Consider the following 17937-nt stretch of genomic DNA (forward strand, 5'->3'; position numbering starts at 1 on the left):
AGTAAATGCTCATGCCAGAAACTAATGAAACTTATCATCCAATGACATTTGATGCCATTAAGATTGGTCTGGCCTCCCCTGATAAGATTCTGGAGTGGTCCCATGGCGAGGTGAAGAAGCCGGAGACCATCAACTACAGGACACTTAAGCCCGAGAAGGACGGTCTGTTCTGTGAGAGAATCTTCGGGCCTAGTAAGGACTGGGAGTGTCATTGCGGTAAATATAAAAAGATTCGTTATAAAGGTGTTATCTGCGACCGCTGCGGCGTAGAAGTGACAAAGGCAAGTGTCCGTAGAGAGCGTATGGGCCACATTAAGCTGGCTGCTCCCGTATCCCATATATGGTATTTCAAGGGAATTCCCAGCCGTATGGGTCTGATTCTGGACATCTCCCCCAGAACGCTGGAGAAGGTGCTGTACTTTGCGTCCTATATCGTTCTGGACCCAGGCTCCACCAGCCTGCAGTATAAGCAGGTCCTGTCCGAGAAGGAGTACAGGGAGGAAGTGGAGAAGTACGGCGGCACCGGCGGCTTCCGTGTGGGAATGGGCGCCGAGGCCATCCAGGAACTGCTGAGGGCCATTAATCTGGAAAAGGATTCCACAGAACTCAGAAGGGCGCTGGCGGATTCCACCGGACAGAAGCGCGCGAGAATCATCAAGAGGCTGGAGGTAGTGGAGGCATTCCTTACCTCAGGCAACCGTCCTGAGTGGATGATTATGGATGTGATTCCTGTCATCCCTCCGGATATCCGTCCCATGGTACAGCTGGACGGCGGACGTTTCGCCACCTCTGATTTGAATGACTTATACAGAAGAATCATAAACAGGAACAACCGTTTGGCAAGACTGCTGGAGTTAGGCGCTCCTGATATCATTGTACGCAACGAGAAGCGTATGCTCCAGGAGGCAGTGGATGCCCTGATTGACAACGGACGCCGCGGCAGGCCTGTGACCGGCCCCGGCAACAGAGCCCTTAAGTCCCTTTCCGATATGTTAAAGGGTAAGCAGGGACGTTTCCGTCAGAACCTGTTAGGCAAGCGTGTGGACTATTCCGGACGTTCCGTTATCGTGGTTGGACCTGAGCTTAAGATATACCAGTGCGGTCTTCCAAAGGAAATGGCCATTGAGCTGTTTAAGCCTTTTGTTATGAAGGAGCTGGTTTCCAACGGAACCGCCCACAATATAAAGAATGCCAAGAAGATGGTAGAGAGACTGCAGCCTGAGGTGTGGGATGTGCTTGAGGATGTTATCAAAGAGCACCCCGTCATGCTGAACCGTGCCCCTACCCTGCACAGACTGGGGATCCAGGCGTTTGAGCCCATCCTGGTAGAGGGTAAGGCCATCAAGCTTCATCCTCTGGTGTGTACGGCCTTCAACGCTGACTTCGACGGCGACCAGATGGCTGTCCATCTGCCGCTTTCCGTAGAGGCCCAGGCAGAGTGCCGTTTCCTGCTCTTAAGCCCTAACAACCTGTTAAAGCCTTCAGACGGCGGTCCTGTGGCTGTTCCTTCCCAGGATATGGTTCTTGGTATCTATTACCTGACCCAGGAACGTCCGGGAGCAAAGGGCGAGGGCATGGTATTTAAGAGCGTCAACGAGGCGATTCTGGCATATGAGAACCAGGAGGCAACCCTTCATTCACGCGTTAAGGTGAGGGTCAGCAAGACCATGCCGGACGGCACTGTGAAGACGGGGACCATTGACTCCACCATCGGACGTTTCATTTTCAATGAAATCATTCCTCAGGATCTGGGATTTGTGGACAGAAGCATCCCGGAGAACGAGCTGAAGCTGGAAGTGGATTTCCACGTAGCCAAAAAGCAGTTAAAGCAGATTCTTGAGAAGGTCATCAACGTACACGGCGCAACCCAGACAGCCGTTACCCTGGATGACATCAAGGCCATTGGATATAAATATTCCACCAGGGCGGCCATGACCGTTTCTATTTCCGATATGACCGTGCCTGAGAGCAAACCAAAGCTGATTGAGGAAGCTCAGGCAACAGTGGACCGCATTGCGAAAAACTACCGCCGCGGACTCATCACCGAGGAAGAGCGCTACAAAGAGGTTATCGAGACATGGAAGACCACCGATGACCAGCTGACGCACGACCTGCTGACCGGCCTGGATAAGTACAACAATATCTACATGATGGCTGACTCCGGAGCCCGTGGTTCTGATAAGCAGATTAAGCAGCTGGCAGGTATGCGGGGACTGATGGCAGATACCACCGGTCATACCATCGAGCTTCCTATCAAGTCCAATTTCCGTGAGGGACTGGACGTATTGGAGTACTTTATCTCGGCTCATGGAGCCCGTAAAGGTCTGTCCGATACGGCTCTGCGTACGGCTGACTCAGGTTACCTGACCAGACGTCTGGTAGACGTATCACAGGATTTGATTATCCGTGAAGTGGACTGCTGCGAGGGCAGGGATATCCCATACATGGAAATCAAGGCTTTCATGGATGGAAATGAAGTAATCGAGGACCTGGAAGAGAGAATCACAGGGCGCTATATCGCTGAGACCATCACTGACCCGGATACGGGAGAGGTTGTGGTCAAGGCTAACCATATGTGTACACCGAAGCGCGCCGCTGCTGTCATGAAGGTGCTGAATAAGACAGGACGGGGGTCTGTAAAGATTCGTACCGTCCTCAGCTGTAAGTCCCATATCGGTGTGTGCGCCAAGTGTTACGGCGCCAACATGGCAACGGGCCAGCCTGTACAGGTGGGCGAGGCTGTCGGCATCATCGCGGCACAGTCCATCGGTGAACCTGGTACACAGCTTACCATGCGTACGTTCCATACGGGCGGCGTGGCCGGCGGCGATATCACACAGGGTCTTCCCCGTGTGGAGGAGCTTTTCGAGGCCCGTAAGCCAAAGGGTCTTGCCATCATTACCGAGTTCGGCGGCGTGGTGCAGATTAAGGATACAAAGAAAAAACGCGAGATTACGGTAACCGACAATGAGACCGGCAACGCCAAGACCTATCTGATTCCTTACGGATCCAGAATCAAGGTAATGGACGGCCAGGTGCTGGAAGCCGGCGACGAGCTGACAGAAGGCAGCATTAACCCCCATGATATCCTGAAAATCAAGGGTGTCCGTGCGGTGCAGGATTACATGCTCCAGGAAGTACAGCGTGTATACCGTCTCCAGGGCGTGGAAATCAACGATAAGCATATTGAGATGATTGTTCACCAGATGCTTAAGAAAATCAAGATTGAGGAGAGCGGCGACAGCGATGTGCTGCCGGGCGTATCCATGGATGTTCTGGATTACAACGAGATGAACGAGGCCCTGATTGCCGACGGCAAGAAGCCGGCAGAAGGCAGACAGGTCATGCTGGGTATCACCAAGGCATCCCTGGCAACGGATTCCTTCTTGTCAGCAGCATCCTTCCAGGAGACCACCAAGGTTCTGACCGAGGCAGCCATCAACGGCAAGGTTGACCACCTGATTGGCCTGAAGGAGAACGTAATCATCGGTAAGCCGATTCCGGCAGGTACCGGCATGAAGCGTTACCGCAAGGTGAAGCTGGACACAGACGATTTGATTTCAGATGAGATCATGCTGTCTGATGACGATGAACTGGTAGTCTCTTCCGAGGATGAGAGCGGCAGCGGACTCACAGAGGACAATGTTGCCGAGGAAGTTCTGGGAATGGACGATATGGCGGATGTGGATGAGGAAGACGATGCCATAGAGGAAGAAGAATAGATAGAAGTCTTATACCAAAAATGCTCTGGGAAGAAACGAAATATGTTTCTTTCCAGAGCATTTTTTAGTGGGGGATAAAGAGCGGGATTTAGAAGAAATGGAAGCATAGAATTATTTCCACGGCATTTTCCTTTTGTACTCATAGTAGATTCGCAGAAGCTGGCTCCTCTTGGTGACATTTACCTTTTGGAAAATGTTATGTATATGGGTCTTTACCGTGCCGATGGAGATGTACAGCGCGTCGCTGATTTCCTGGTTATTCTTATCCGTGAGAAGAATCTTCAAGATGTCCTGTTCCCGGGAGGTCAGCTGATAGTGATTGGCAAAGTGGAGGAAGGCCGTGTCGGCATCTTCCTGGTCCGGAGGAATCTGGACAGAAGGAGGCGGCGTTTCCTGGAAAATGGTTCCGGCATCCCCTACATCCAGACGCGGAAGCCTAAGCTGCCTTGTCAGGTATTTGATGGCGTATATGGAGTATATGATACTCATGATATCCTCGGATAAACTGCGGTTGTTGATTTTGACCATGGGATTGGAGTAAACATCAAAGGAAAAGATTACTATGGTGTCTTCGATGAGAATCAGCACGGAAAATATCACGGTTACTCCCAGCAGGGTTTTATAGGAGACCATTTCCCTGTCAAGGCTCTCCGGGTATTGGCTCAGATATAAAAGCCCTGAGGTCCCAAGGTAAAATGTAAAAATCTGGGCAGGAAGATAGTAAAGCCAGACCTTCAGTGCTCCGCCTCCTGCCATGGGAGCGAACAGCAGGGCCAGGCCCAGGAGAATCAGGGCAGCGCTGTCCCGGACAGTCTGCCTACCGGGAAGGACCAGTCTCTGTATGGTAACCAGACAGTAGTTGGATACGAGATAAATCAATGTTTTAAAGGCGGGTACGGTCATGAACTGAAGATCGTAAAGGGTGGAGAAATCCTCCAGGAATTCAGTCATATAGATAATCACATTATCAAATATGTAAGAGAGAAATAGGGCGGCTGTCACTGCGAACAGCGGTCTTTTTTTGTGGCTGTAATTTAAGATGGAAGATGTGACAACGACTGTGTAAAGGACAATCAGAAAAATATTATAGATGAAAATCAGTATATCCATAGATTACCTCCTGCTGGTATACCATTTTTGACAGTGGCTGATGTGCTGTCATTTATGCTGTGACACACTAGTACAGCATTGCCAAAATAATAATGAATAGACGTTGCTTTTTTATTGTAGTCGGTGCATAATAATTCTATCACTAAAGAATGGATGGGTTATTATGCGAAGGAAAACAATTGATACTATCCCGGTTTTATCTGATGCCATGAAAAACATATTATCTGCTTTTTCAAAAAGCCGCTCCCTTCCGTCAGGACTGGTCAAAAGAGCCAGCATTGTCCTGCTTGCGTCACAGGGGGAACTCAACCAGAATATTGCACCACAGGTCGGGCTTCATTATAATAATGTTGCCACCTGGCGCAGTCGGTTCCTCGCGGCGCTCCCAGCCTTGCGGAGGATTGAAATGGACGACCCGAAAAAGCTTGAAGATGAGATACGGGCAGTCCTGTCCGATAAAAAACGCCCCGGTGCCCCGTCTGTTTTTACGCCGGACCAGATCATGCGGATCATCGACCTTGCCTGCAGCAGCCCAAATGATTTTGGGTACGAAGTAAGCCAGTGGAGTCTCCCGCTGTTAGTGGCAGAAATTAAAAAGCAGGGGATCGCTGAACAGATTTCTGAGAAATCTGTCAGCCGTTTTTTAAAAATGAGGTAGATTTACATCCCCACAAAATCCGTTACTGGCTTCATTCTTCGGAAAAGACGGAAGCCCCGGAATCTTTTGCGCGGAAAGTAAACGAAATCTGCGGCCTGTACCAGAGTGCCCAGGAACAAAGCCGGGAAGGTGCACACATTGTTTCCACGGATGAAATGACCGGGGTACAAGCGCTGGAACATAAATATCCTGACAAGCTCCCATTACCCGGCCAGTGCGCCAAAATGGAGTTTGAGTATATCCGCCATGGCACGACCAGCCTCATCGGGTTCTTTGATGTTGCAACGGGCCGTATGGAAATGCCGTATTTAAACTCCACACGCACAGAAGAGGATTTTGTGGAAGCCGTGAAAGCATTGGTAGGGACAGACCCGCAAGCCCCATGGACATTTATATGCGATGGCCTAAACACCCATAAATCGGAAGCCCTTGTCCGCTTTGTGGCAGAAGCCTGTGCCCTTGGCGTGGAACTGGGCAAAAAAGGGAAAACAGGGATCCTTAAAAGTATGGAAAGCCGAGCGGATTTCCTGCATGACCCTTCCCACCGGATCCGCTTTGTCTATACTCCGAAACACAGTTCCTGGATGAACCAGATTGAGATATGGTTTGGCATCATTAACCGGAAGCTGCTGAAGCGGAAAAGCTACCTATCAATAGAAGAACTGGAAGCAAGCATCCTGCGCTTTATTGAACAATACAATCTTACAGCACACCCATTTAAGTGGACATATGCCGGGATACCATTAGTAATTTAATCACTGATATTTAAGCAATGCTGTACTAGAGTATACCAAAAATCTAAAATATATCAAACGTTTTATTTGGAAAAATATTGAAAAAATTGTGCATATTTCATAAAAGGTTTAGGGGAGTTTAGATAATTTGTTATAAAAGACTGAGTAAAATCAAACTTTCGACCGCTGAGAATTGGTCATTTTCTCAATCTCTGAATCCATCCCGGGGATGATTTTAAACTCGGTCCCGTGGGGCTATGATGACGTCACAAGGCGCCGGACAGCCCTGAAGCATCCGGCAGAGCAAAAACAATATAATACAGGAGGAAACAACATGTCAGTAAAAGATTTCATCGACACAAACGAATTCACCAAGGAGGAACTAATGGACATCATCAATCTTTCATTAAAGATTAAAAGATGCATCAAGGCGGGCTGCTATCCTCAATTATTAAGGAACAAATCCCTGGGAATGATATTCCAGCAGTCATCCACCAGGACAAGGGTATCTTTTGAGACAGCCATGCAGCAGTTAGGCGGACATGCACAGTACCTGGCACCCGGACAGATTCAGCTGGGCGGACATGAGACAATCGAAGATACAAGCGCAGTGCTTTCCCGCCTGGTAGATATCCTCATGGCACGTGTGGACCGTCACAAGAGCGTGGTAGATCTGGCTAAGAACGCTTCAATCCCGGTCATCAATGGAATGTCCGATTATAACCATCCGACCCAGGAAATGGGTGATTTATGTACCATGATTGAGCATTTGCCGGCGGGTAAGAAATTAGAGGACTGCAAGGTGGTATTCGTAGGCGACGCAACCCAGGTATGCGCTTCCTTAATGTTCATCACCACCAAGATGGGAATGAACTTCGTGCACTTCGGACCGGAGGGTTACCAGTTAAATGAAAACCACAGGGCAATCGCAGAGACAAACTGCAAGGTAAGCGGCGGAACCTTCCTGGTTACTGATAATGAAGATGAAGCGCTTAAGGACGCTGACTTTGTATATACCGATGTATGGTACGGCCTGTACGACGCAGAGCTGTCCGAGGAGGAGCGGATGGCTATCTTCTATCCTAAATACCAGGTAACTCCGGCCATGATGGCCAAGGCTGCTCCCCATGTGAAATTCATGCACTGTCTGCCTGCCTCCAGAGGAGAAGAGGTTGTGAATGAAGTGATTGATGCCGGATATTCCGTTGTATTTGACGAGGCTGAGAATCGCCTGACCGCTATGAGGGGACTTCTGGTATATTTCCTGAATCAGGCTGAGAAGAAAGCAGATGAAGAGGAAAAAGCAAAGGCAAAAGCGGATTTGGAAGTATTCTTAAAGAAAGCGCTGTAATTTAGCAAGTAAAGGGGGCAAAACACATGGCTGAAAACACAAGGCCGGAAACACAAGGAAAGAAAAAATTTAAATTAACGGATGCGATACTGTCCGTTATCTGTGTTGTATTCGTGGCAGAAGCAGCGGCGCCTGTGGCTGCAATCGGAAACTCCCAGTATTTCTGGTGGATTTTCCTCATGCTCACCTTCCTGCTGCCCTACGGGCTTATTGCCTCGGAACTGGGAACCACCTATGACGGGGAAGGCGGATTGTATGACTGGGTGAGGAAAGCGTTCGGAGCCAAATGGGGTACCAGGGTCTCCTGGTATTACTGGATTAACTTTCCGCTGTGGATGGCATCCCTGGCTGTCATGTGCCCGAATATGTTCAGTATCGTCATAGGACATCCCATTGGCGTGATTCCTTCGCTAATTATAGAGCTGGCGTTTATCTGGGTGATTGTAGCTATCAGCTTCTTCCCTGTGTGTGACAGCGTGTGGATTCTCAACGGCGCAGCCCTGATTAAGGTGCTGTTGGCAGTGATAGTAGGGGGACTGGGCATATACGGGGCAGTGACCCATGGCGTGGCCAACCAGTATACGGCGGCTTCTCTGATGCCGTCCTTTGACGCAAAGAGTCTGTCCTTCATTTCCGTGATTCTATTTAATTTTTTAGGATTTGAGGTAGTGTGCACCTTTGCGGACAATATGGAGAACCCGAAAAAACAGATTCCGCAGGCTATTGTTTCAGGCGGTCTTGTGATTGCGGCCATATACATATTCTCAGCCTTCGGAATCGGCGTGGCCATTCCCACTGCCGAGGTCAGCACCAGCAGCGGGCTGATTGACAGCCTTCAGCTTCTGACCGGAAAGACTGGCAGTCTGTTCATCTCCGTCATGGCTGTTATGTTTGTACTGACGCTGTTTGGAAATATGATTTCCTGGTCCCTGGGAGTCAACAATGTGGCCAGCTATGCTGCTGAGCAGAGGGATATGCCGGAGGTATTTGCTAAAAAGAGCGTCAAAAACAGCATGCCGGTGGGCGCTGCAATGATGAATGGTATTGTGGCCAGCGTGGTTGTCATCCTTGCGCCTATTCTGCCCAACCAGGATTTGTTCTGGAGCTTCTTTGCACTGAACTTGGTGATGTTCCTGCTAGCATACCTGCCCGTATTCCCGGCATTTCTGAGACTGCGTTCCATTGACCCGGAGACGGAGAGACCATTTAAAGTAGGCGGAAGCAAGACATTCCTCAGGTTGCTGGCAGCACTTCCCATGATTATGATAGTCATATCATTGATTTTTATAGCAGTGCCCATGAGCTTTGATGCCCAGACATTAAATGAAGTACTGCCTATTACCATTGGTTCCGTTGTGTTCGTTGGCATAGGAGAAATGCTGGCAGCCGGAAAACGTAAAGTGACAAAGGCCGGAACTGCGGCCGGGATGAAGAAGGCGGCAGAAACGGAGTAGAAGCGGACCTGGTGAGCGGGCAGGGCCCATAGAAAAAAGAATGAGAGGAAGGTATTTTACATGAAAACATATACAACGACCCCAAAACAGGATGGCTTTAGGATGCCGGGAGAATTTGAACCACATGAGGGCTGCTGGATTATCTGGCCTGAGAGACCGGATAACTGGAGACTGGGAGCAAAACCGGCACAGAAGGTCTTCGTGGAGGTGGCAAAGGCCATCAGCCGCTTTGAACCGGTAACCGTATGCGTAAGCAATGCACAGTATGACAATGCCAGATACCAGCTTCCGGAAGATGTACGTGTTGTGGAAATGTCCACGGATGATTCCTGGATTCGCGACTGTGGCCCCACATTTGTGACCAATGGAACCGAGGTCAGGGGTGTTGACTGGTCCTTTAACGCTTGGGGCGGACTGGTTGACGGTCTGTATTTCCCATGGGATAAGGATGACCATGTGGCAAGAAAGGTGTGCGACATTGAGCGCAAGGGCAGGTACCGTCTGGATGATTTCATATTAGAAGGCGGTTCTATCCATGTGGACGGCGAGGGCACCCTGATTGTGACTGAAGAATGCCTGTTAAGCGGGGGCAGGAACTCCCATCTCACAAAAAAGGAAATTGAGGATGTGCTGAAGGAGTATCTGAACCTGGAGAAAATTATCTGGATTCCGTATGGCATTTATAATGATGAGACGAACGGCCATGTGGATAATATCATCCATTATATTGCCCCGGGTCAGGTAATCCTGGCATGGACGGATGATAAGGACGACCCGCAGTATGATATATGCCAGAAAGCATATGAGGTGTTGAGCGCGGAGACAGATGCAAAGGGCCGTAAGCTGAATATCCATAAGCTGACGCTGCCTAAGAACATCCTTATTACCAGAGGAGAGAGCGAGGGCGTCGACGCTGTGGACGGCACGCTTCCCCGCATGGAAGGTGACAGACTGGCAGCATCCTATGCCAACTTTTATATTGCCAATGGAGGTGTTGTATTCCCCATGTTCCATGACGAGAATGATGAGAAGGCCAGAAGGACACTGGAGGAATGCTTCCCGGGCCGCGAGGTGGTGGGCATCTATGCCAGGGAAATCCTTTTGGGCGGCGGCAACATCCACTGCATTACCCAGCAGCAGCCAAAGGCATGAGGATTCCGGAGCGGAAATAAAATAGATGACAGAAAGGAAGATAGGAGTATGTCAAGAATTGTAATCGCCCTTGGGGGAAATGCACTGGGAAATACGCCTAAGGAACAGCAGGAGCGCATCGACAATGCGGCACCCGCTCTCACCGGGCTGATTAAACAGGGGCATGAGATTATCATCAGTCATGGAAATGGACCCCAGGTAGGGATGATACGCCAGGCATTTGATACGGCCAGTGCCGCCAACGAAAAAGTACCTGTCTTTGAATTACCTGAGTGTACGGCCATGAGCCAGGGTTATATCGGGTTCCATCTGCAGAAGGGAATCAAGAAGGAACTGCGCAGGGAAGGAATGCCGTGGCATGTGGCAACCGTGGTAACACAGATTGTAGTGGATAAGGATGACCCGGCGTTTCTGAATCCCACGAAGCCCATTGGCAGTTTTTATACAGCGGAAGAGGCCCTGAAGATGATGAGGGAAAATCCAAAGCTGCACATGAAGGAGGATGCGGGAAGAGGCTACCGTCAGATGGTGGCTTCGCCCAAACCAGTGGATATTGCGGAACGGGATTCCATCTTAAACCTTCTGGACCATGAATTCATTGTCATTGCCTGCGGAGGCGGGGGGATACCTGTGATATTGGATGAGAATGGTGACTATGAAAGTATACCGGCTGTCATAGACAAGGACTTTGCATCTGCCAAGCTGGCAGAGCTGGTGGACGCTGATTACCTGTTTATCCTGACAGCTGTGGATCGGGTGGCGGTAAATTACGGAAAACCGGAGCAGCGGGAATTGAAGGAAATCACAGTGGAGGAAGCGGAAAACCTGTGCCGCGAAGGTCACTTCGCACCGGGAAGCATGCTTCCCAAAGTAGAGGCAGCCATGGAATTTGCACGTAGCAAAAAGGGCAGGAATGCGGTGATTTCATCCCTTGAAAAGGCTCCCTTAGCCATGATTGGGGAAAGCGGGACTAGGATTGCCCTGTGATGGGGATGTATGCCTCTGCCGGACATGAGACATCACATAACCATACTGATTTTGACTGGTTCAGATATGAAATCATAGAAGAGTGATACTGCAGAAAGATGATATAGATGTATATTGATAAGGCCAGGGCTTCGCGCCCGGCCTTTTTCTTATTGCAGATGCTGCTTCAGCGCCTTTATAACATCCATGACAAAGATACATTCCTTTTCTGTCAATTTATTCAATGTCTCGCTTAATTCATCAGTATATTCACCAGGCTTCTTTTGATCGCGGCAGGTATTCCACTTTCTGCCTACCAGGTCATCCAGGGAAATGTTAAGGGCATCGGCAATCAGGATGGCATTGCCGATGGTAGGACTTTTCCTGCCGTTTATATATTCGGACATGAGAGAGGTCTGTATGCCTGTCATGCGGCATAAATCTGCCTGCTTCATACTTTTTTCTAATAGTAACAGCTTTAAATTCTCGTTGAATCCCATGTTCATACCTCCAGAAAGATATTAACATTTGTGAGTGAAAGCGTCAATCTTTTATTGACAAACTAACTAAAGAGAGTATAATAAGAATAAATAACTCACAATAGTTAGCTGAAAAGAGGAGGAATCAGAAAATGATATATCTAAACATCCACTATGAAATGAGACGCCATGGCCTGAAGGGCCAGCAGCTGGCAGCTGTCCTGGGGCTTCCTCTGAATGATGTGATTTTTAAACTGTATGGAGAAACAGAATTTTCCCTTTATGAAATTGAACAGCTGGCTGATTTGTTCGGCTGTTCCCTGGACTATCTGGTGGGACATCGTGTGGTGACACGGGCCTATTCGCCGGGTGAGGGAATGGACAGCATCATGAGGGGGTAATACGGGAGGCCCTGATGCGGTTTAACAGCGTTACATAGCTGAACCTATAAATCTACCTAAAGGAGGAGTAGCAAGCATGAAGTACGATTTTATTACAGCGCCCAATCGGAGGAACAGCGGTTCGTCCAAGTGGGAGGGGATGAAAGGGCTGAACCCCAATGTGCCGGAGAGTGTGGTGCCCCTGTCGGTAGCGGACATGGAACTTAAGAATCCGCCGGAAATAATGGAGGGCCTTAAGGAGTATCTGGACCAGGCGGTATTGGGGTATCCGTGTGGTACGGACAGTTTTTATGAGGCTGTTGAATCCTGGACAAGGAGGCGCTATGGATGGGAGACAAAGCGGGAATGGCTGATTACCACGCCGGGAATCGTAAATGCCTTTCATCAGGCCGTGCTGGCCTATACGGAGCCAGGTGACGGTGTTATTTTGCTGACACCTGTTTATTACCCATTTTCCTTTGCGGTCCGGAGAAATGATCGGAAGGAAGTGAGATGCCCTCTGGTTAATATCAACGGCAGATATGAGATTGATTATGAACTTCTGGAAGAAATGGCAGGAAAGCCTGAAAATAAGCTGATTATATTCTGCAGCCCTCACAATCCGGTGGGCCGGGTGTGGACCAGGGACGAGCTTGAAAGGGTGGGACGCATCTGTATCGACAACCATGTGTTTATTGTCAGCGATGAGATTCATTGCGACTTAATCATGCCGGGATATGAGCACACGGTTATGGCGAATATTTCCAGCGAACTGGAGGCCCATACCATGACATGTATTGCACCCAGTAAGACCTTCAACCTGGCGGGCATGCAGTCCAGCTGTATATTCATACCGGACGAGGAAAAACGCGGCATTTATATGACGCAGCTGCTGTACACGGCACAGAGCAACCGTCTGAACGTGCTGGGCTATAAGAGTACCGAACTGGCCTACACCAGATGCGACGGGTGGCTTGAGGAATGTATCCAGCTTCTTGTCCGCAACAGGAAGGCTGTGGAGGATTTTATAGATAAGGAACTTCCGTGGGTTAAGGTAACACCTTTAGAGGGAACCTATCTCATGTGGCTGGACTGCCGGCAGCTGGGAATTGATTATAAGGAACTGGAGCGGATTAACGTGGAGGAGGCTTATTTCTTCACGGACGAGGGTTACATATTCGGCCCAGAAGGTGAAGGATTTGAGCGTATCAACATTGCCTGCCCTACAGAGGTACTGACGGATGCCTTAAAGCGCATGGCGGCAGCTTATAAAAAGCACATGAAGCTTTAGGAGGGATTATGGCGCGTTTACAGCAAGGGAACAGGATGCCGGATTTTAAATTTTGTGCGCCATATGCAGGGGAGGACTCTGTCAGAGGACTGATGGAGGACGGCGCATACAACAGGTTTGCTTTCATTTTCCTGCGCTACTATGGATGTACTTTGTGCCAGTACGACATGCACCGGTATACGGAAAAGTACAGTGAGATCACGGCCGGAGGCGGCAGTTTCTGCGTGGTGCTCCAATCGAGTCCGGAGACGGTACGGAGAGAGCTGGGAGAAAATGTGCTGCCATATACCGTGATTTGCGACCCGGAGCGCAGACTGTATGAGGCTCTGGAGATCCGGCCTGCCGCGGACAGCAGCCAGCTTATGGGCGGGGACACCCAGGCAAAGGCGGCAGAGGCCAGAAAATGGTTTACTCATAAGGAGTACGAGGGGGAGGAGCTTCAGATGCCCGCCGTGTTTGTGGTGGACCGGGAATTACGTCTGACATACGTGAGATATGGGGTAAACGCCGGGGACGTTCCGGGGCCGGAGGAGTTAAAGGAACTTCTGGAGATGAGAGCGGAAAGGGAGACGAGATAGGGAAAATGTATTTGGGAGGGAACTATGGCTGAGAGACAAGAGAGCAGACTGAAACGGAATTTGACCTTTTGGAACCTGATGGGAGTGGCAATCGGGCAGATTATAGGAGCGGGTATCATGACCATGACCGGAACCGCAATCGGCATGACGGGTACGGGAGTAGCTCTGGCCTTTATGATATCGCCGGTGCTGACGCTGATAACCGACTTTCCGCAGGGGATACTGAGCAGTTGCGCGCCTGCGGTGGGCGGTCCTTATAAGTATGTGTCCAGACTTCTGGACAAGCGGTTCGGATTTTTGTATATTGTATTATTTATTATATCCAGCAGTACGTTGTCACTGTACGCGCTGTCCTTTGCTTCTTATTTTGTAAGCCTGTTTACCGGGATGAGCCAGATTTTCATAGCGGCTGTTATACTGACCGTGCTGTTTGTGGTCAATATCATCGGAACAAAGCAGGCCGCGGTGGTGAATACCATTATATGTGCTGTTATGACAGGCGCAATCCTGGCTTTTGCGGCCTTTGGGCTGCCTAAGGCGGACTTTCCATATATATTCCAGACTGGACATCTGTTTTATAAGGGGATTCCAAATTTCATGGCAGCCCTGGCACTTTTAAGCTTTGCCACAGGCGGTGCTTCCGTTATCTGCCAGCTGGGCGGAGAGGCCGAGAATCCGGGCAGGGATATCCCGCTTGTCATGATTATATCCACAGTTCTGGTGGGCATTATGTATGTTCTGGTGGCCCTGGTGGCGGTAGGAGTATTTCCTATTGATAAGGTAGCGGACCAGAACCTGACCATCGTGGCCTTTGAGGTGCTTCCAAGGCCGGTGTATTACGTGTTTGTGATTGGGGCAGCGCTGGGAGCAACGTCGTCTACGCTGAATGCCCAGCTCTCCTGGGTGACAAAGCCACTGATTGTGGCCTGCGAGGACGGACTTCTGCCCCAATCTCTGGCAACTGTCACGGAGCGCGGCGTGGCGTGGAAGATATTGACGGTTTTTTATGTGCTGGGCATGGGGCCCATACTGACCGGCTTTGACCTGGGTTTTATCTCCAAGCTGAGCACCTCGGTATCCCTGCTGCAAAAGGTACTGGTGCTGGCATCCCTGTGGTTCCTGGCCTCAAAGTACCCCCAGTGTGCGGGCAGGACAAAGCTTAAGATTCCGGTATCACTGTACAAGCCCTGGTCTGTATTCGGAGCAGTCACCGCAGTGGTGCTGGCATCATCCCTGCTGGCGTCCATGCCGAAACAGTCTGTCGCTTTGCTGCTGGGCCTGCTGGCCGTGTCATGGGTTTATGCCTGCGCCGGCCTGAAAAAGAAAGAGATTCCCCAGGATTTGGATGTGGACTACATAGGGGGAGATCAGAAGAAAAAAGAACCTGAAAAATAAGCAGCAGTCAAGGCAGCTGCCATGGTAGGATTATATCATGGCAGCTGTAATAATGTGTATGGGAGAATAAGAAATGAATATATTAATAATGAAGCTCTGTCTGGTGTTTGCTGTAATTATTGCCATCCTCTGGATGAAGCGGCCTTTGTTCTGGGCTATCTCAGGCGGCCTGGCCGCTGCCCTCATTCTGTACGGAGTCCATGTATCCGACGCCCTTTCCATCATGGGAAGATCCCTGGTCAGCAGGGACACGGTTACGGTGGTCTTAAGCTTTTACTTTATCACCTTTCAGCAGCGCATGCTGGAACGCAGGAACCGCCTAAAGCAGGCAGAACAGTCCTTAAACTGGCTGTTTAACAACCGCCGGGTAAATGCGTCCGCGGCACCTGCGGTCATCGGCCTGCTTCCCTCTGCAGGGGCCATGACAATCTGTGCGGAGATTGTCAGATCCTCATGTCAGGATTACCTGAGCAATGAGGACATGACCTGTGTCACCAGTTTTTACCGCCATATACCGGAGAGCTTTCTGCCCACCTACTCCTCCATATTGATAGCGCTGGCTGTGTCCGGCGTGGGAGCGGGGGAATTCGTTCCTGCCATGCTGCCCCTGGTGGCGGCCCTGTTTTTTATCGGTCACATCTTTTATCTCAGGAAGGTGCCCAGGTCCACGGGGCAGAAGCCGGAGGGAGGCAGGAAAAAGGCGGCAGCCATGCTGTTTAAGAGTCTGTGGTCCATCCTGTTGATTGTGATGCTGATCATAGCCTTTGACATACCGGTCTATGTGGCCACACCGATGGCAGCCATTCTCAATATCTTTGTGGACCATCTGAAGCCGCGGGAGATAATGCCCATGTTCAGGACGGCTTTTGAGCCGGTCATTATCTTTAATACCATATTAATCATGATGTTTAAGGACATTATTACCTACACGGGGGTTATCCACGAACTGCCGGTATTTTTCGGAGGCCTGTCCATTCCGCTTCCCATGGTGTTTGCCCTTATATTTTTCTTCGGCACCATCATCAGCGGTTCCAATGCCATCATACCTCTGTGTATGCCCATGGCCATGGCGGCCATGCCCGAGGCGGGTGTTCCCCTGCTGGTGCTGCTTATGGGTTCTGCCTATGCGGCCATGCAGGTATCCCCTACCCATGTGTGCCTGTTCATTGCCGCGGAGTGCTTTAAGGTGGATATCGGCGCCCTGGTAAGGAGAAACATCCCCATGATTCTGGTGTTTTTCGCAGTCACGCTGGCATATACAGCTCTTTTGGGCGGGTTTTAGGGCCGTTGGTGCCGGAAATTGCGAAAAAAATAAAGAAATTCCTTGACAGAATTTTTTTGCATGTATATAATGATATGGCGTGCTGAAACACGTAATGTTTTCGTGCGCAAAAAGCTGATATACAGCAACCGCAGACAATATCACAGGAGGTGAAAAGAATGCCAACATTTAACCAGTTAGTGAGAAAGGGAAGACAGACCAGCGTTAAGAAGTCTACTGCACCTGCTCTGCAGAGGGGTTACAACTCCTTACAGAAGAAGGCTACAGAGGTTTCTGCTCCACAGAAGCGTGGTGTGTGTACAGCTGTTAAGACAGCTACCCCTAAGAAGCCTAACTCAGCACTCAGAAAGATTGCCAGAGTTCGTCTTTCCAATGGCATCGAAGTTACAAGCTACATTCCAGGAGAAGGCCACAACCTTCAGGAGCATAGTGTTGTACTGATCCGTGGAGGAAGAGTAAAGGATCTTCCGGGTACCAGATATCATATCGTAAGAGGTACACTGGATACAGCAGGTGTTGCGAACAGAAGGCAGGCCCGTTCCAAATACGGCGCTAAGAGGCCAAAAGAGAAGAAATAACTTAGTTAGACCGCAAATTTGATTTGTAGGAATTATGCCGGAATGATGATATTGACCTGTAGGTTGCAGGATTATATATTGTAGTACCGTGCATGAACGTGTGGAAGGTGCAGAGGAAAAACAGCAGCAGGAGGCACCATGCTCAGTGTCGCGCTGAAAGACGCGCTCGCTTCGCAGGTGTGCTTGATTGCTAAGCTCGTGAGAGACCTCGCTAAGCACTCAAAGCACGAGTACCTATGATCTAATGAAACGCTGTAAGGGATCTGCAGCGCAGGTCTTTACAGTTCTATTAAGGAGGGAAGTAACGTGCCACGTAAAGGACATACTCAGAAAAGAGACGTTCTGGCAGACCCAATCTACAATAACAAGGTTGTTACCAAGCTGATTAACAACATTATGTTAGATGGTAAGAAGGGTGTTGCGCAGAAAATTGTATACGGCGCTTTTGACCGTGTTGCGGAGACAACCGGCAAGGACGCTATGGAAGTTTTTGAAGAAGCAATGAACAACATCATGCCTGTTCTGGAAGTTAAGGCAAAACGTATCGGTGGAGCTACCTACCAGGTACCTATCGGGGTTAGGCCCGAGAGGAGACAGACACTGGCTCTTCGCTGGATTACCCTCTACTCCCGTAAGAGAGGCGAGAAGACCCAGAAGGACAGACTGGCAAATGAAATCATGGATGCTGCCAACAACACAGGTGCATCTGTAAAGAAGAAAGAAGACATGCACAAGATGGCAGAGGCAAACAAGGCATTTTCACATTTCCGTTTCTAATCTTTGGAATGTGTTTAACCTGTTTGATTA

The 17937-nt window shown here is 49.7% G+C and carries 17 protein-coding genes; 15 read left to right on the forward strand and 2 right to left on the reverse strand.

Annotated elements, in window-relative coordinates:
* Positions 1-5: 5 nt before the first annotated feature.
* On the forward strand, positions 6-3722 hold the full coding sequence (gene rpoC / locus LA360_RS21700) for a DNA-directed RNA polymerase subunit beta' (RefSeq protein WP_170321130.1): 3717 nt from the start codon (positions 6-8) through the stop codon (positions 3720-3722).
* A gap of 111 nt (positions 3723-3833) precedes the next feature.
* Here the strand turns inward: rpoC and LA360_RS21705 are convergent, their stop codons facing one another.
* Positions 3834-4832 (reverse strand): LuxR family transcriptional regulator, encoded by a 999-nt coding sequence (locus LA360_RS21705; protein WP_022200615.1) that lies wholly within the window; start codon positions 4830-4832, stop codon positions 3834-3836.
* A gap of 163 nt (positions 4833-4995) precedes the next feature.
* Here LA360_RS21705 and LA360_RS21710 point away from each other — a divergent pair, with 163 nt between their 5' ends.
* The 7 genes from LA360_RS21710 (at position 4996) to LA360_RS31535 (ending at position 11254) form a co-directional block, all read left to right on the forward strand.
* Positions 4996-5490, forward strand: coding sequence for a helix-turn-helix domain-containing protein (locus LA360_RS21710; RefSeq protein ID WP_089776580.1), 495 nt, complete (start codon positions 4996-4998; stop codon positions 5488-5490).
* A gap of 137 nt (positions 5491-5627) precedes the next feature.
* Complete coding sequence (locus LA360_RS21715; RefSeq protein ID WP_225537719.1) at positions 5628-6245, forward strand: transposase; 618 nt, start codon at positions 5628-5630, stop codon at positions 6243-6245.
* Between the two features lie 313 nt (positions 6246-6558).
* On the forward strand, positions 6559-7575 hold the full coding sequence (ptcA, locus tag LA360_RS21720) for a putrescine carbamoyltransferase (protein WP_002594569.1): 1017 nt from the start codon (positions 6559-6561) through the stop codon (positions 7573-7575).
* A 26-nt stretch (positions 7576-7601) separates the two neighbouring features.
* On the forward strand, positions 7602-9029 hold the full coding sequence (locus tag LA360_RS21725; protein WP_022200616.1) for an APC family permease: 1428 nt from the start codon (positions 7602-7604) through the stop codon (positions 9027-9029).
* 60 nt (positions 9030-9089) lie between these two features.
* Positions 9090-10181, forward strand: coding sequence for an agmatine deiminase (aguA, locus tag LA360_RS21730; RefSeq protein WP_089775061.1), 1092 nt, complete (start codon positions 9090-9092; stop codon positions 10179-10181).
* A 48-nt stretch (positions 10182-10229) separates the two neighbouring features.
* The gene (gene arcC / locus LA360_RS21735; protein ID WP_022200618.1) at positions 10230-11168 is read left to right on the forward strand and encodes a carbamate kinase; all 939 of its coding nucleotides are present in this window, start codon (positions 10230-10232) and stop codon (positions 11166-11168) included.
* Between the two features lie 5 nt (positions 11169-11173).
* A complete protein-coding gene (locus tag LA360_RS31535) occupies positions 11174-11254 on the forward strand; it encodes a hypothetical protein (RefSeq protein ID WP_225537790.1) in 81 nt (26 codons plus the stop codon).
* A gap of 63 nt (positions 11255-11317) precedes the next feature.
* Here LA360_RS31535 and LA360_RS21745 read toward each other — a convergent pair whose 3' ends face one another.
* Entirely contained in the window at positions 11318-11647 is a 330-nt protein-coding gene (locus LA360_RS21745) for a helix-turn-helix domain-containing protein (RefSeq protein ID WP_002585852.1), read from the reverse strand.
* 131 nt (positions 11648-11778) lie between these two features.
* On the opposite strand from LA360_RS21745, the gene LA360_RS21750 reads away from it, so the two are divergent.
* The 7 genes from LA360_RS21750 (at position 11779) to rpsG (ending at position 17907) form a co-directional block, all read left to right on the forward strand.
* On the forward strand, positions 11779-12027 hold the full coding sequence (locus tag LA360_RS21750; protein ID WP_002594565.1) for a helix-turn-helix domain-containing protein: 249 nt from the start codon (positions 11779-11781) through the stop codon (positions 12025-12027).
* A gap of 76 nt (positions 12028-12103) precedes the next feature.
* Entirely contained in the window at positions 12104-13297 is a 1194-nt protein-coding gene (locus tag LA360_RS21755) for a MalY/PatB family protein (RefSeq protein WP_022200619.1), read from the forward strand.
* Positions 13298-13305: 8 nt separating this feature from the next.
* Positions 13306-13875 carry a redoxin domain-containing protein gene (locus tag LA360_RS21760; RefSeq protein WP_022200620.1) on the forward strand — a complete coding sequence of 190 codons (570 nt, stop codon included), beginning with the start codon at positions 13306-13308 and terminating at the stop codon, positions 13873-13875.
* Between the two features lie 24 nt (positions 13876-13899).
* Positions 13900-15270 (forward strand): APC family permease, encoded by a 1371-nt coding sequence (locus LA360_RS21765; protein ID WP_022200621.1) that lies wholly within the window; start codon positions 13900-13902, stop codon positions 15268-15270.
* A gap of 73 nt (positions 15271-15343) precedes the next feature.
* Complete coding sequence (locus LA360_RS21770) at positions 15344-16552, forward strand: DUF401 family protein (protein WP_022200622.1); 1209 nt, start codon at positions 15344-15346, stop codon at positions 16550-16552.
* Between the two features lie 158 nt (positions 16553-16710).
* Positions 16711-17130, forward strand: coding sequence for a 30S ribosomal protein S12 (gene rpsL / locus LA360_RS21775; RefSeq protein ID WP_002568228.1), 420 nt, complete (start codon positions 16711-16713; stop codon positions 17128-17130).
* A 306-nt stretch (positions 17131-17436) separates the two neighbouring features.
* A complete protein-coding gene (gene rpsG, locus LA360_RS21780; RefSeq protein ID WP_112481559.1) occupies positions 17437-17907 on the forward strand; it encodes a 30S ribosomal protein S7 in 471 nt (156 codons plus the stop codon).
* Positions 17908-17937: the final 30 nt, after the last annotated feature.

The organism is Enterocloster clostridioformis (assembly GCF_020297485.1).
Lineage (GTDB): Bacteria > Bacillota > Clostridia > Lachnospirales > Lachnospiraceae > Enterocloster > Enterocloster clostridioformis.

Excerpts from the sequence above, each read along its gene's own strand:
- ptcA (WP_002594569.1), top strand. The coding sequence starts at position 6,559 with ATGTCAGTAAAAGATTTCATCGACACAAACGAATTCACCAAGGAGGAA.
- rpoC (WP_170321130.1), top strand. The coding sequence starts at position 6 with ATGCTCATGCCAGAAACTAATGAAACTTATCATCCAATGACATTTGAT.
- LA360_RS21750 (WP_002594565.1), top strand. The coding sequence starts at position 11,779 with ATGATATATCTAAACATCCACTATGAAATGAGACGCCATGGCCTGAAG.
- rpsL (WP_002568228.1), top strand. The coding sequence starts at position 16,711 with ATGCCAACATTTAACCAGTTAGTGAGAAAGGGAAGACAGACCAGCGTT.
- LA360_RS21725 (WP_022200616.1), top strand. The coding sequence starts at position 7,602 with ATGGCTGAAAACACAAGGCCGGAAACACAAGGAAAGAAAAAATTTAAA.
- LA360_RS21705 (WP_022200615.1), bottom strand. The coding sequence starts at position 4,832 with ATGGATATACTGATTTTCATCTATAATATTTTTCTGATTGTCCTTTAC.
- arcC (WP_022200618.1), top strand. The coding sequence starts at position 10,230 with ATGTCAAGAATTGTAATCGCCCTTGGGGGAAATGCACTGGGAAATACG.
- LA360_RS21765 (WP_022200621.1), top strand. The coding sequence starts at position 13,900 with ATGGCTGAGAGACAAGAGAGCAGACTGAAACGGAATTTGACCTTTTGG.
- LA360_RS21770 (WP_022200622.1), top strand. The coding sequence starts at position 15,344 with ATGAATATATTAATAATGAAGCTCTGTCTGGTGTTTGCTGTAATTATT.
- LA360_RS21710 (WP_089776580.1), top strand. The coding sequence starts at position 4,996 with ATGCGAAGGAAAACAATTGATACTATCCCGGTTTTATCTGATGCCATG.
- aguA (WP_089775061.1), top strand. The coding sequence starts at position 9,090 with ATGAAAACATATACAACGACCCCAAAACAGGATGGCTTTAGGATGCCG.
- LA360_RS21745 (WP_002585852.1), bottom strand. The coding sequence starts at position 11,647 with ATGGGATTCAACGAGAATTTAAAGCTGTTACTATTAGAAAAAAGTATG.
- LA360_RS21760 (WP_022200620.1), top strand. The coding sequence starts at position 13,306 with ATGGCGCGTTTACAGCAAGGGAACAGGATGCCGGATTTTAAATTTTGT.
- LA360_RS31535 (WP_225537790.1), top strand. The coding sequence starts at position 11,174 with ATGTATGCCTCTGCCGGACATGAGACATCACATAACCATACTGATTTT.
- LA360_RS21755 (WP_022200619.1), top strand. The coding sequence starts at position 12,104 with ATGAAGTACGATTTTATTACAGCGCCCAATCGGAGGAACAGCGGTTCG.